This is a genomic window from Indioceanicola profundi, assembly GCF_003568845.1.
GTDB classification, from domain to species: Bacteria; Pseudomonadota; Alphaproteobacteria; order Azospirillales; family Azospirillaceae; genus Indioceanicola; species Indioceanicola profundi.
The window spans coordinates 720,458-732,710 of sequence record NZ_CP030126.1; the positions used below are offsets into that span (position 1 = coordinate 720,458).

13 protein-coding genes are annotated in these 12,253 nt (G+C 67.3%); 10 read left to right on the forward strand and 3 right to left on the reverse strand.

Annotation, left to right across the window (positions count from 1 at the left end; all coding sequences use genetic code 11):
- Nucleotides 1-8 precede the first annotated feature (8 nt).
- Nucleotides 9-2,375, forward strand: coding sequence for a TonB-dependent receptor (locus DOL89_RS03470; protein ID WP_162937305.1), 2,367 nt, complete (start codon nucleotides 9-11; stop codon nucleotides 2,373-2,375).
- Between the two features lie 73 nt (nucleotides 2,376-2,448).
- On the opposite strand, the gene DOL89_RS03475 is transcribed toward DOL89_RS03470, so the two are convergent.
- Entirely contained in the window at nucleotides 2,449-3,192 is a 744-nt protein-coding gene (locus DOL89_RS03475; RefSeq protein ID WP_162937306.1) for a DUF2927 domain-containing protein, read from the reverse strand.
- Between the two features lie 76 nt (nucleotides 3,193-3,268).
- Nucleotides 3,269-3,565 carry an EthD family reductase gene (locus DOL89_RS03480; protein ID WP_119677894.1) on the reverse strand — a complete coding sequence of 99 codons (297 nt, stop codon included), beginning with the start codon at nucleotides 3,563-3,565 and terminating at the stop codon, nucleotides 3,269-3,271.
- A 306-nt stretch (nucleotides 3,566-3,871) separates the two neighbouring features.
- On the opposite strand from DOL89_RS03480, the gene adh reads away from it, so the two are divergent.
- From adh to pqqE, 9 genes are all read left to right on the forward strand, one after another.
- Nucleotides 3,872-5,392: an aldehyde dehydrogenase gene (adh, locus tag DOL89_RS03485; protein ID WP_119677895.1), complete on the forward strand. Its 1,521-nt coding sequence runs from the start codon at nucleotides 3,872-3,874 to the stop codon at nucleotides 5,390-5,392.
- Between the two features lie 143 nt (nucleotides 5,393-5,535).
- Complete coding sequence (locus DOL89_RS03490; protein ID WP_119677896.1) at nucleotides 5,536-5,925, forward strand: DUF779 domain-containing protein; 390 nt, start codon at nucleotides 5,536-5,538, stop codon at nucleotides 5,923-5,925.
- Nucleotides 5,926-6,083: 158 nt separating this feature from the next.
- Complete coding sequence (locus tag DOL89_RS03495; RefSeq protein ID WP_162937307.1) at nucleotides 6,084-7,127, forward strand: LysR family transcriptional regulator; 1,044 nt, start codon at nucleotides 6,084-6,086, stop codon at nucleotides 7,125-7,127.
- A gap of 83 nt (nucleotides 7,128-7,210) precedes the next feature.
- Entirely contained in the window at nucleotides 7,211-7,534 is a 324-nt protein-coding gene (locus DOL89_RS03500) for a cupin domain-containing protein (protein WP_119677898.1), read from the forward strand.
- 77 nt (nucleotides 7,535-7,611) lie between these two features.
- The gene (pqqA, locus tag DOL89_RS25355) at nucleotides 7,612-7,785 is read left to right on the forward strand and encodes a pyrroloquinoline quinone precursor peptide PqqA (protein WP_205574627.1); all 174 of its coding nucleotides are present in this window, start codon (nucleotides 7,612-7,614) and stop codon (nucleotides 7,783-7,785) included.
- A 42-nt stretch (nucleotides 7,786-7,827) separates the two neighbouring features.
- The gene (gene pqqB / locus DOL89_RS03510; RefSeq protein WP_119677900.1) at nucleotides 7,828-8,742 is read left to right on the forward strand and encodes a pyrroloquinoline quinone biosynthesis protein PqqB; all 915 of its coding nucleotides are present in this window, start codon (nucleotides 7,828-7,830) and stop codon (nucleotides 8,740-8,742) included.
- Complete coding sequence (pqqC, locus tag DOL89_RS03515) at nucleotides 8,739-9,473, forward strand: pyrroloquinoline-quinone synthase PqqC (RefSeq protein ID WP_119677901.1); 735 nt, start codon at nucleotides 8,739-8,741, stop codon at nucleotides 9,471-9,473. The genes pqqB and pqqC overlap by 4 nt, the downstream gene beginning before the upstream one ends.
- A 3-nt stretch (nucleotides 9,474-9,476) precedes the next feature.
- Nucleotides 9,477-9,755, forward strand: a complete 279-nt coding sequence (gene pqqD, locus DOL89_RS03520; protein WP_119677902.1) for a pyrroloquinoline quinone biosynthesis peptide chaperone PqqD — start codon at nucleotides 9,477-9,479, stop codon at nucleotides 9,753-9,755.
- Nucleotides 9,752-10,882 carry a pyrroloquinoline quinone biosynthesis protein PqqE gene (pqqE, locus tag DOL89_RS03525; RefSeq protein ID WP_205574628.1) on the forward strand — a complete coding sequence of 377 codons (1,131 nt, stop codon included), beginning with the start codon at nucleotides 9,752-9,754 and terminating at the stop codon, nucleotides 10,880-10,882. Before pqqD ends, pqqE begins: the two co-directional genes overlap by 4 nt.
- 75 nt (nucleotides 10,883-10,957) lie before the next feature.
- On the opposite strand, the gene DOL89_RS03530 is transcribed toward pqqE, so the two are convergent.
- Nucleotides 10,958-12,067 carry an ABC transporter substrate-binding protein gene (locus tag DOL89_RS03530; RefSeq protein ID WP_225889867.1) on the reverse strand — a complete coding sequence of 370 codons (1,110 nt, stop codon included), beginning with the start codon at nucleotides 12,065-12,067 and terminating at the stop codon, nucleotides 10,958-10,960.
- Between the last annotated feature and the right edge of the window lie 186 nt (nucleotides 12,068-12,253).

A 12,253-nucleotide genomic window follows, 5' to 3' on the forward strand; every position in this document is an offset into this window, starting at 1 on the left:
GATATTTCATGCGCCTGAAATCCGTCCTCCGGGCGACCGCCGCCCTGCTCGTCACCGCTGCCTGCCTGCCCGCCATGGCACAGGATCAGGCTGCCGCGGATGAGGAAATGGAGGAAATCGTCGTCATCGGCGTCGCCCCGCGCGGCGCCGGCCTGCCTGCGGCCCGTGTGCCCGCCAATGTGGTGACCCTCGGGAATGAGGAGATCGACCGTCCCGGCGCCGGTACGCTGGCGGAGGCGCTGACCCGCCGGCTGGGCAGCATTTCCAGCGTCGACAGCCTGGGCAATCCCCTGCAACAGGGCGTTACCGTCCGCGGCTTCACCGCAGCGCCGGCACTGGGCGAACCGCAGGGCGTCGCCGTCTATCAGGGCGTCATGCGCGCGAACGAGGCGTTCGGCGACGTCGTGCAGTGGGACCTGCTGCCGACCTTCGCCATCGACCAAGTGCAGGTCATCCCAGGCTCCAGCCCCACCTACGGGCCGAACACCATCGGCGGCGCTGTCGTTCTGACCATGAAGAACGGCTTTACAGCGCCAGGCCTGGGGGCGGAGGTCGTGGCCGGTTCCCATGGGCGCCTGTCCGGCACGGCGGAAGCCGGCGGCGTGGTCGGCGACAATATCGGCATCTATGCCGGCGCGAACTATGTCGAGGATGATGGCTGGCGCGACCAGACCGACAGCGAGATCCTGCGCGGCTACGCCGATCTGGCATGGCGGGCGGAGGGGACGGAGATTGGCCTCGGCCTCAACGCCGCCCGGTCGGAGCTGGCCGGCAACGGCCCGGCCCCGTTGGACCTTCTGGAGGTGGATCGGAATGCCGTCTTCACCTATCCGGACCGAACCGAGAGCGAGCTGTTTGCCGCCACCCTTCGCGCCTCCACCGAGCTGGGCCGTGGCCTGACGATCCAGGGCGGCGGCTATTTCCGCAAGCTCGACCGCGACACGGTCAATGGCGATCAGGCCGAGTTCGAGGAATGCGAGGACTTTGTCGGCCTGATCCCCGGCTTCATCGCCCCGGCGGAGTCCCTGTGCTTCGGCGCGGAGGTGGAAGAGGAGGATGGCGAGCTGGAGGTGGAGGGCGACCCCGCCATCCTGCTGGACGCCAACGGCAATCCGGTGCTGGAGCAGGAGATCGACGCCGACGCCGTCTTCAACCGCACCAGGACCGAAACGGAAAGCTGGGGCGGCAGCGGCCAGCTTGCCTGGACCGGCAAGCTGGGCGGCATGGACAATGTCCTGATCGTCGGCGGCACCATGGACTGGGCGGAAACCAGCTACGCCAGCGGCTCGGAACTCGGCTTCCTTCAGCCCGACCGCGGCACCACCAGCCTTGGCATCGAGATCGGGAACGAGGAGTTCAATGTCGGGCTGGAGACGCGCAGCCTGCTCTACGGCCTCTATGTCAGCAATACCCTCTCGCTGACCCCAGACCTGCATGTCACCGGCGCACTGCGCTGGAACCGGGCGGACCTGGAACTGCGGGACCAGATCGGCACGGCCCTAAATGGCGACCATGCCTATGCCCGCGTCAGCCCCGGCGTCGGCGTGACCTGGAATGCCAACAAGGCCGTGACGCTCTACGGCAGCTATACGGAGAGCGAGCGCATCCCGACCCCGGCGGAACTGTCCTGCGCCGATCCGGAACGGCCCTGCCGCTTCCCCAACGCCTTCCTGGCCGATCCGCCGCTGGACGAGGTGATCGCCCGGACCTTCGAGGTCGGGGCGCGGGGCGATCTCGACATGGACGATGCGGGAATGGTGAACTGGTCCGTGGCCGGCTTCCGCACGCGCAACAGCGACGACATCATCTTCATCTCCGCCGGTCCCATCGTCGGAACCGGCTATTTCGACAATGTCGGCGATACCGAGCGCTGGGGCGTGGAGGCGAATATCAATGGCGAGATCGGTCCCGTCTCCTGGTATGCCAGCTACACCTATGTGAAGGCGACGTTCGAGACCGCCCTGTCCATCCAGGCCCCGGACAATCCCTTCTCGGATGAGGAGGGGGAGATCGCGGTGGAACCGGGTGACCGCATTCCGGGTGTCCCGCTGCACAGCTTCAAAGCCGGCGCCGACGTCGCAGTGACCGACGCGTTTACTGTGGGGGCGGAGCTGATCGCCTCTTCCAGCCGTTATCTCCGCGGGGACGAGGCGAACCTGGACGACCCCGTGGACGGCTTCGCGATCATCAATGCCGAGGCCGGTTACAGGCTGGGCAGGATCGAGATTTTCGGCCGGGTACAGAACGTCTTCGATACGGATTACGAGACGTTCGGCATCTTCGGAGAGGCGGATGAGCTGGGTTTCGAGAATCCGCGCTTCCTCTCTCCCGGCGCGCCGCGGACCTGGTTGGTTGGCGCACGGGCGCGCTTCTGACCGCCGACAATTTGCACCTCCCGCAGACTTGGGGCCGCCCTCGGGCGGCCCCTTCTTTTTGGGAGGCCCGGGATCATCGGGCGGTCAGCTTTTCCCGCAGGATCGGCGGCATCAGGGCCAGCGCCTCTTCGCGCGTCAGGCCGGGGGTCAGGCGCTCATCATACAGGGTGCGGACCAGGATGCGGTCGGCATCGCCCAACCGCTGATATCCCACATGGTCGTTCAGCGCCGTGGAGATGTCCTCCACCTCTCCGAACAGTCCGAAGGACTGCAGCAGCTCCTCCAGGATGCAGGCGCGGGCCACGGCGTCACCGGTGTTGCCGGCATTGATATGAATATCGGAGCGCACCATCCGCCCCTCGCGGCTGACCGGCAGGGCGATGCAGGTGAAGGCGCGGTCGTCGGGATTGACCGGCGACACGAAGAAGGGCCAGTACTGCTTGCGCCAGGTCAGCATCAACTCGATGTCGCCGCGGTTCAGGGTGGCGACTTCGACCCGGATTTCGATGCCGCTCGCCTCGCTGAGGTCGGCTGCGACCAGATCCACATGCTCCAGGAAATCCCCGGCGGCGTCGCCGCGCACGACGACGCGGATCGGCTTGGTCCAGCGGGTCAGCACCCGCTCCCGCTTGTTCTCGTCGAAGAGGATGCCATCATCGAAGATGTGGGCCAGCCTCATCTCCCAGACATCGTCGGCGGCCACCGGCTCCGGCCACGTATAGACCTCCCGCTGAGCGAGTGCCGGAGCAATCCCGGACATGGCAAGAAACAATGCCGCCAGACCGGCGCAGCGGACCAGGAATCGGGGCAGCCTCATGGACGCCTCCAGGACAGGTTGGCAGTGCACCAACCGTCCTGGAGGAGGAGTGTTGCAGGTTCCCGTCCCCGCCCGCTCAGACGCTGTAGTGAAGCAGGGTGACCCCGCCGCTGGCATAGTTGGAGATATCGCCGGCCACGGCCTGCCCCTCGGGTGAGGAAAGCGCGTTGTTCATCGCGTCCGCGTCTGCGAACTCCCCCTCGAAGATGCAGAAATAGGGGCTGTCGCCGCCCACGGCCGCCACGTCGTAGCTGAAGCGGTGGGCCTGCAGGCCCGGCATCTTCTGCGCCAGGGGCACATGCACCCGCTCATAATAATCCTTGAAGTGGGCGGGGTCCTTCGGGTGTCCGTAGAGTGCCACCAGCTTGTGCATCCTCAATCCTCCCTTGACTTGTCGTTGTGCGCAGCATGCGCGGCGATCCTGCCGCTGTCACCGGCGCGGCGGCGGTACGCCCGTCGGCCCAGAGGCGCAGAACCCCAGTGGATTGCATCTCCACCCTCGCCAGTATCGCAATGCGACTATGGTGGGGTAAAGCCCCGACCGGCGGTACGGCGCCGCCGGGGGCTGGAAGGCGGCTTGTCAGAAAGTCGAATTTACGGGGAAGGGGCTGCGGACCGACAGTCAGGTCCAAGGCCCGGGAGGGGCCGGTCCGTCAACCGTGCTGCTGGGGAGATTGCCGTGCTGCACCAAGCCCTCGAGAAGCTCAAGTCGAGCGTCGCCCTGCGTTCCAAGTACGACAACTTCATCGGCGGCCAGTTCGTGCCCCCGGTGCAGGGCCGCTACTTCGACAACATCTCGCCGGTCACCGGCAAGGTTGTCTGCCAGATTGCCCGTTCCACCTCCGAGGACATCGAGCTGGCGCTCGATGCCGCCCACAAGGCGAAGGATGCCTGGGGCCGCACCCCGGTCGCCCAGCGCGCGGCGCTGCTGAACAAGATCGCCGACCGGATGGAAGAGCGCCTCGACCTGCTGGCGCTGGTCGAAACCGTCGACAACGGCAAGCCGATCCGCGAGACCACCGCCGCGGACATCCCGCTGGCCATCGACCATTTCCGCTATTTCGCCGCCTGTGTCCGCGCGCAGGAAGGCAGCCTGGCGGAGATCGACCACGATACGGTCGCCTACCATTTCCATGAGCCGCTGGGCGTGGTCGGTCAGATCATCCCCTGGAACTTCCCCATCCTGATGGCCGCCTGGAAGCTGGCCCCGGCGCTGGCCGCCGGCAATTGCGTCGTGCTGAAGCCGGCCGAGCAGACCCCGATGGGCATCATGGTGTTCGCGGAGCTGATCGCCGACATCCTGCCGCCGGGCGTGCTGAACATCGTCAACGGCTTCGGCATCGAGGCCGGCAAGCCGCTGGCCCAGAACAAGCGCATCTCCAAGATCGCCTTCACCGGTGAGACCACCACCGGTCGGCTGATCATGCAGTACGCCTCCGAGAACATCATCCCGGTTACGCTGGAGCTGGGCGGCAAGTCGCCGAACATCTTCTTCGCCGACGTGATGGCCGAGGATGACGACTTCCTGGACAAGGCCCTGGAAGGCTTCGCGATGTTCGCCCTGAACCAGGGCGAGGTCTGCACCTGCCCCAGCCGCGCGCTGGTGCATGAGAAGATCTACGACCGCTTCATGGAGAAGGTCGTCGCCCGCGTTCAGTCCATCAAGCAGGGCAGCCCGCTGGACGCCACCACCATGATCGGCGCCCAGGCCAGCAATGATCAGATGGAGAAGATCCTCTCCTACATCGACATCGGCCGCGGCGAGGGGGCGAATGTCCTGACCGGCGGTGCCCGCGCCCATCTGGGCGGCGAGCTGGAAGAGGGCTTCTACGTGCAGCCGACCATCCTGGAAGGCCACAACAAGATGCGCGTCTTCCAGGAGGAGATCTTCGGGCCGGTCGTGTCGGTCACGAAGTTCAAGACCGACGAGGAGGCGCTTTCCATCGCCAATGACAGCCTGTACGGGCTGGGCGCGGGCGTGTGGAGCCGCGACGGCAACCGCGCCTACCGCTTCGGCCGTGAAATCCAGGCCGGCCGCGTCTGGACCAACTGCTACCACATGTACCCGGCCCATGCGGCCTTCGGCGGCTACAAGCAGTCCGGCATCGGTCGCGAGACCCATAAGATGATGCTGGACCACTATCAGCAGACCAAGAACCTGCTGGTCAGCTACAGCCCGAAGGCGCTGGGCTTCTTCTAAGCCGCGCCGTTCCGTAGGTCGGATCGGGCTTGGCGATGATCCGACATGGTGGTGACAGTTCTGCACCGCTGTGTCGGATCGGCGCCTTCGGATTGATCCGACCTATGGCTCTCGCCTACTGGCAGCAAACCGGGAGCAGACCCATGGTCGAGCGCGTCGTCGCAACGCCTGCCGCGGAAGAGCTGATCGCGCGGTTGAAGGCGATCCATGGGAAGCTGATGTTCCACCAGTCGGGCGGGTGCTGCGACGGGTCCGCCCCGATGTGCTACCCGGCAGGGGAGTTCAAGGTCGGCGGCAGCGACGTCTTCCTGGGGCGCATCGCCGGTTGCCCGGTCTATATCGGGGCCGCCCAGTTCGAGTACTGGTCCCACACCCAATTGATCATCGACGCGGTGCCCGGCCGCGGGGCCGGATTCTCCCTGGAAGCGCCGGAGGGCATGCGCTTCCTGACCCGCGGGCGGGTCTTCAGTGATGCGGAGGCCGAGGATCTCCTCGCCCTTGGGCCTCCTGCACGGGGTGATGGCGTTCATTAGGACCTTCCTCCTGGCCATTGCCCGTCCCTATGCCGCCGGCTGCCACCGGCGGCCTTTTTTGTGTCCGCACTCGGCCAGGTGGGGTGGACCTTCGTTCTATTTCCTTGTGGGCCGGCGGACGCCATCATCATGGTAGGAACGAAAAGTGCCGCCGGACCATGGACAAGGCACACGCGCTGGGAGGCGCACCCGAGATGATGACGTTGCGGCAGGTGGAGATCTTCTGGGCCATCGCCCATGCCGACAGCCTGACCAAGGCCAGCAAAATCCTGGGCCTCGCCCAACCCTCCATGTCCCAGCAATTGGCGAAACTGGAGGAGGAGACAGGCACGAAGCTGTTCACCCGTATCAACAACAGCATGGAACTGACCGACGCCGGCCGTTTCTTCCTGCGCAAGGCCGAGGCGATCCTGGCCAATGTGGACGAGGCGACGGCCGGTATGCGGGAGTTCGGCCAGGGTCAGCGCGGCATCATTTCCATCGGCATGCTGACTTCGGTGGGGCGCACCATCATGCCGCGCGCCCTGGTGAAGGCGGCGGCCCTGATGCCCGGCGTGGAAATCGACATCCATGAGGTAGCGCCGGCCGAAGCTATGGAGCTGCTGTATGGGCGGCGCATCAATATGGCGATCCTGGGGGGAAACTCCGTCGCTTCCACCAGCGCCTCCTTCCAACAGGTCGATCTGCTGACCGATCCGCAGGTGCTTGCCGTCCCGCGCCGCCTGAACCTGTCGGAAGTCGAGGTGCCGGAGCGCGACCTGACGGAAGCCGATCTGCGCATCCTGAACAACTGTATCCAGTTCAATTTCGGCACCCAGCGCAGCCGGCGGGTGGAGCAATGGTATCGGGACCACCTGCCGCGGCACCAGGTTCTGTGCCAGACGCGCACTTACGAGGTTGCCCTGTCCATGGTGGATGCGGGGGCCGGCGTGGCTCTGGTGCCGGCCCTGGCGGCGAAGCTCGGCCCGGCCCAGGACTATGATGTCCGCCTCTACCGCGTCGACATGCCGGAGCGCCGTCTGGTCGCGCTGGCCCCGCCGCAGACCTTGCGGGTCGATCTCTATGCCCGGTTCCTCGCCATCCTGAAGGAAGCGGCGGAGGAGGTGGAGTTGCCGACGGTGGAAGCCACGCCGCCCTTCCTCCGCCCCGACTGCCCGCGCCGCCCCGTGCCCGATCAGCGCCCGTCCCTGTTCGGCGCGTAAGGCAGGCCAGCCCGGCGTCCGCCTGTCTTGTCCCGTCATTCCTTCCAGCGGAGACTGGATGAACGGAACTGCGGGAGGACATCATGCAGCGGACTAAGGCCGAAGACGCCATGGCCCTGGCGGACAATTCCAGCCGCTATGCGCGGCTGCTGGACCATGCCCAGGGGGATATCGGCTTTTACCGACCCGTCGGCACCGATCCGCAGCAGCCCCATCAGCGCGATGAGGCCTATATCGTTCACTCCGGCACGGGCACGTTCGTCTGCGCGGGAGAGCGGTGTGCGTTCGCGCCTGGAGACGTGCTGTATGTGCCGGCGGGGGCAGAGCACCGCTTTGAGGAGTTCAGCGACGATTTCACCACCTGGGTGGTCTTCTTCGGCCCGCGTCCGACGCCATCCGCCGGGTGAGCGGAGAGGGGTAGGCTTCTGCCCCCGGACCCGGCCGAGCCTCCAGCATCGAGCTGCGCCTATGGCAGCCATAGGCTATGGCACGCATAGATAATCCTCTGGCCCTCGACCCGATAGGCTTTCCCAGTGCCGTCATCCTGGCGGCGGACAACAGAACTGGGAGAAGCGTCATGAAGAAGTGGACCAAGCCGAAGGTCGTCGAAATCTCCGTGGGCTGCGAGATCAACTGCTACGCCTGCGCCGAGGTGTGAGCCGGTCCGCCGCCGGTCGCGCGCAGAAAGGAGAGCCGTAGCATGCGGATCATCGTTCTAGGCGCCGCGGCCGGCGGCGGTTTCCCGCAGTGGAACTGCAATTGCGGACCCTGCCGCAGGGCACGATCCGGCGACCCGCTCGCCGTACCCCGCACCCAGTCCTCGCTGGCCGTCAGCGCCGATGGCGGGCAATGGGTGCTGCTGAACGCCTCCCCCGACCTTCGCCAGCAGATGCTGGCCACCCCGGCGCTGCACCCGCGCGAGGGGCTGCGGCACAGCCCGATCGGGGCGGCGCTGCTGACCAACGGCGATGTCGACCATGTCGCCGGGCTGATCAATCTGCGGGAGGGGCACCGCTTCACCCTCTACGCCTCCGACGACATCCACGACGTGCTGCGCGCCAACAGCCTGTTCGGCGTGCTGAACCATGAGCTGGTGGAGCGCTGCCGCATGCCGCTGGATGTGGCGCAGCCCATCATGGGCGGGCAAGGGCCGACCGGCCTGACCATCCGCATGTTCCCGGTGCCGGGCAAGGTGGCCCTGTATCTGGAGGGCGCCGCCCCCGAATTGGCCGCCGTGGGCGGGCATACGGTGGGGCTGGAGGTGTCGGACGGAACGTCCAGCTTCTTCTACATCCCCGGCTGCGCCGAGGTGAGCGAGGAGCTGGCCGGGCGGATCCCCGGCGCGCCGCTGGTCTTCTTCGACGGCACCGTCTGGCATGACGAGGAGATGCGGGACGCCGGGGTCGGCACCAAGACCGGCCGGCGCATGGGGCATCTGCCCATCTCCGGCCCGGACGGGTCGATGGCCGCGTTCGAGCGGCTGGGCATCGCCCGCAAGATCTACATCCACATCAATAATACGAACCCGATCCTGCTGGAGGACAGCCCCCAGTACGCGGCCGTGCGCGCGGCCGGCTGGGAGGTTGCGCGGGACGGGATGGAGGTAACGCCATGACGGAAATGCTGTCTCCCGCCCAGCTAGAGGAGCGGCTGCGCGATCTCGGCGCGCGCCGGTACCACCATCTGCACCCGTTCCATCGGATGCTGCATGGCGGTGAGCTGAACAAGGGGCAGGTGCAGGCCTGGGCGCTGAACCGCTTCTATTACCAGAGCCGGATTCCCATCAAGGACGCCAATGTCCTGGCGCGGCTGGAGGACCCGGCGGACCGCCGCGTCTGGCGCCAGCGGATCATCGACCATGACGGCAGCCAGCCGGGGGAGGGCGGCATTGCCCGCTGGCTGATGCTGACCGGCGGGCTGGGGCTGGATCGGGATTATGTGGAAAGCCTGAGGGGCCTGCTGCCCGCCACCCGCTTCGCCGTGGACGCCTATGTCCACTTCGTACGGGACCGTACGGTGCTGGAGGCGGTGGCATCCTCCCTGACGGAGCTGTTCAGCCCCGGCATCATCCAGAACCGTGTTTCCGGCATGCTGGCGAACTACGACTTCGTCACCAAGGAGACCCTGGCCTATTTCAACAACCGCCTGACCGAGGCCCCGCGCGATGCCGATTTCGCCCTGGCCTATGTGAAGCGGGAGGCACGCACGCCGGAGCAGCAGCAGGCCGTGATCAACGCGCTCGCCTTCAAGTGCGACGTGCTGTGGTCGCAGCTCGACGCGCTGTACCACGCCTATGTGGCCCCTGGGCATATCCCGCCCGGAGCCTTCGATCCGGCGGGACGCTGAGCCATGGCGGCACTGGTCGAGGACAGCCGGCCCCGCCTGCCACGGCATGCCAAGCTGCGCTTCGACGCCGCCCGGCAGGGCTGGGTCCTGCTGGGGCCGGAGCGGGTGTTCAACCTGGATGAGATCGCCGCCGCCGTGCTCCAGCGCTGCAACGGCGAGGAGACGTTCAGCGGCATCGTCGGCGCGCTGGCCGCGGAATACGAGGCCGATCCGGCCGAGGTCGCGCCGGACGTGCGCGAACTGCTTCAGGACCTGATGGACAAGGGGATGGTGACGGCATGAACGTGATGCTCCCCCGGCCGGAGGCCGAGAAAACCCACGCAAAGCCCGCTCTGGCGCCGCCGCTGGCCCTGCTGGCGGAGCTGACGCACCGCTGCCCGCTGGCCTGCCCCTACTGCTCCAACCCCGTGGAGATGGCGCGGGCGGGGCAGGAGCTGGGGACCCCAGGATGGCGGCGGGTGATCGACCAGGCCGCGGCGCTGGGCGTGCTCCAGATCCATTTCTCCGGCGGGGAGCCCTTGGTGCGGCGCGACCTGGAGGAGCTGGTGAGCCATTCGGCCAAGGCCGGGCTCTATACCAACCTCATCACCTCCGCCGTGATGCTGGATCAGGCGCGGCTGGACGCGCTGGTCGCGGCCGGGCTGGACCATGTGCAGATCAGCGTGCAGGACGCGGAGCCGAAATCCGCCGAGCGGATCGGCGGCATGAAAGGAGCGCACGCCAAGAAGATGGCCGCTGCGGCGCGGGTGCGTGCGGCCGGCTTGCCGCTGACCCTGAACGCGGTGGTCCATCGCCAGAATTTGGACCGGCTGGAGCAGATGATCGAGCTGGCGCTGGCCTGCGACGCCGACCGGCTGGAGGTGGCGCATGTCCAGTATTACGGCTGGGCCCTGAAGAACCGCGCCGCCCTGATGCCGACCCGCGCCCAGCTCGACCGCGCGACCGAGGTGGTGAATGCGGCGCGGGCGGAGCTGAAGGGCCGGCTGGTGATCGATTATGTGGTGCCGGACTACTATGCCCACCGGCCCAAGGCCTGCATGGGCGGCTGGGGCCAGCGCTTCATCACCGTCAGCCCGGCCGGCAAGGTGCTGCCCTGCCACGCGGCGGAGGTGATTCCCGACATGCGCTTCGACAGCGTGGAGGAGGAAAGCCTCGCCACGATCTGGGCGGAAGGGGAGGCGTTCCAGCGCTTCCGCGGCACAAGCTGGATGCCGGAGCTCTGCCGCTCCTGCGAGCACAAGGAGCGGGATTGGGGCGGCTGCCGCTGCCAGGCCCTGGCCCTGACCGGCGACGCCGCCGCCACCGACCCGGCCTGCGCCAAGTCCCCGCACCATGCGGAGCTGGTGAATGTGGCGGAGCGGGAAAGCGCCGGGGACGCGCCGGAATTCGTGTACCGGCGGTTCTCGTAAGGTATTGCCCGTCCGACCGACACGGCGATACGCAGGTCGGTCACGCGGTGAGCATGGCCGACATCGAGTGGCACCTCACCCCGCCTTGCACAGCCCCTCCGCCTCGTCATCCCCCAGCGTGTCCAGCGGGGTCCGGGGATGCAGGAAGCCCTCCTGGGGGGAGATGCCGACCAGCATGCGCGGGTTGGCGATCAGGATGGGCTGGCGGAGCTGGCCGTCCCAGGGCCGGAAGCTCAGCGCCTGCCCCTTGAAGGCCGCCAGGGCAAAGTCGGGGGAGCGGATGAAGTCGGCCAGATCAGCCGGATCGGTGCTCTTGGTCCGGGTCGCCGCTTCGCCCACGGCCCGCACCGCCACCCAGGCGGCATGGTCCCGTTCCGCCATCGGCCGGCCGGCCTGTTCCAGGAAGCGGTTCTGGAGCTGCGTTCCGCCCCAGGACTCGAAGGCGCGGGACCAGTTGGTCGCCACCAGCTCCTGGGTGCCGGCGACGGGGCGGGGGCGGTGGGTCCGGTGGCTGAGGTAATCGCCGAACCGGTCCTCCCCATCCGCGACCAGCAGCACGTCGTAGTCGGAGCCCTGGGTGAAGGTCTTCACCACATCCCGCTCATTGGTGAAGCCGTCGTCCGTGCGGGCGTTGCCGACGTCGAAGGTCCATTTCTTGTCGACGACGACATCGGCGCGCAGCCGCTTCGCCGTGCGGCGCAGGGCGTCGGCGAAGCCCTTGTCGTCCGGCCCCTGTCCCTCCACCAGGAACCAGTCCATCCATTGGCGCGCGGTCAGGAACTGGCCCAGCGCGTCGGCCAGCATGGCGTGGCTGGGCATGGTGTGCAGCAGGTTGGCGCGGCACTGGTTCCGGCGCAGCCGGTCGTCCTTGGCGCGGGCGTTCAGGATCAGGGCGTCCTGCGCCTCCGGCAGGGCCGCCACCTCCAGCAGCGCATCCGCCGGCAGGTCGGCCACGATCAGCCTGACCCCGCCGCCCAGCAGTTCGCGGGCGGCCTCGACCGCGCTGCCGCCCTCATCGGCGATGGCCTCCGCCAGTTCGAAATCCTGGCCCATGAAGCGGCCGGTGGTGTCATTGTCGGCTACCCCCAGCCGCGCCCCCTGGAGCCCGCCGTCACGGATGACGGGATCGGTGAAGGACAGGCTCTGCCGGGGGGCTTCCTGCACGCCGAGGAAGCCGATGCGCACGGTTTCCGCGGCCCCGGCTGGCGAAATGCCCGGAAGCAGGAGAAGGAGGAGCAGAAGCGGGCGGAGCGGTCCAGGCAATGGATTTCCCTCGTCCGGTGGGGCTTCGTCGATGGGATTTCAGTATCGCGTCCCGGCGCGGAGATTGAATGCGACTAATGTCTAATCGGGCGCTGTCCCGCCCATGCT

Excerpts from the sequence above, each read along its gene's own strand:
- pqqB (WP_119677900.1), top strand. The coding sequence starts at position 7,828 with ATGCGGATCATCGTTCTAGGCGCCGCGGCCGGCGGCGGTTTCCCGCAG.
- pqqA (WP_205574627.1), top strand. The coding sequence starts at position 7,612 with ATGGCACGCATAGATAATCCTCTGGCCCTCGACCCGATAGGCTTTCCC.
- pqqC (WP_119677901.1), top strand. The coding sequence starts at position 8,739 with ATGACGGAAATGCTGTCTCCCGCCCAGCTAGAGGAGCGGCTGCGCGAT.
- DOL89_RS03495 (WP_162937307.1), top strand. The coding sequence starts at position 6,084 with ATGGACAAGGCACACGCGCTGGGAGGCGCACCCGAGATGATGACGTTG.
- pqqE (WP_205574628.1), top strand. The coding sequence starts at position 9,752 with ATGAACGTGATGCTCCCCCGGCCGGAGGCCGAGAAAACCCACGCAAAG.
- DOL89_RS03475 (WP_162937306.1), bottom strand. The coding sequence starts at position 3,192 with ATGAGGCTGCCCCGATTCCTGGTCCGCTGCGCCGGTCTGGCGGCATTG.
- DOL89_RS03490 (WP_119677896.1), top strand. The coding sequence starts at position 5,536 with ATGGTCGAGCGCGTCGTCGCAACGCCTGCCGCGGAAGAGCTGATCGCG.
- pqqD (WP_119677902.1), top strand. The coding sequence starts at position 9,477 with ATGGCGGCACTGGTCGAGGACAGCCGGCCCCGCCTGCCACGGCATGCC.
- DOL89_RS03480 (WP_119677894.1), bottom strand. The coding sequence starts at position 3,565 with ATGCACAAGCTGGTGGCACTCTACGGACACCCGAAGGACCCCGCCCAC.
- DOL89_RS03470 (WP_162937305.1), top strand. The coding sequence starts at position 9 with ATGCGCCTGAAATCCGTCCTCCGGGCGACCGCCGCCCTGCTCGTCACC.
- DOL89_RS03500 (WP_119677898.1), top strand. The coding sequence starts at position 7,211 with ATGCAGCGGACTAAGGCCGAAGACGCCATGGCCCTGGCGGACAATTCC.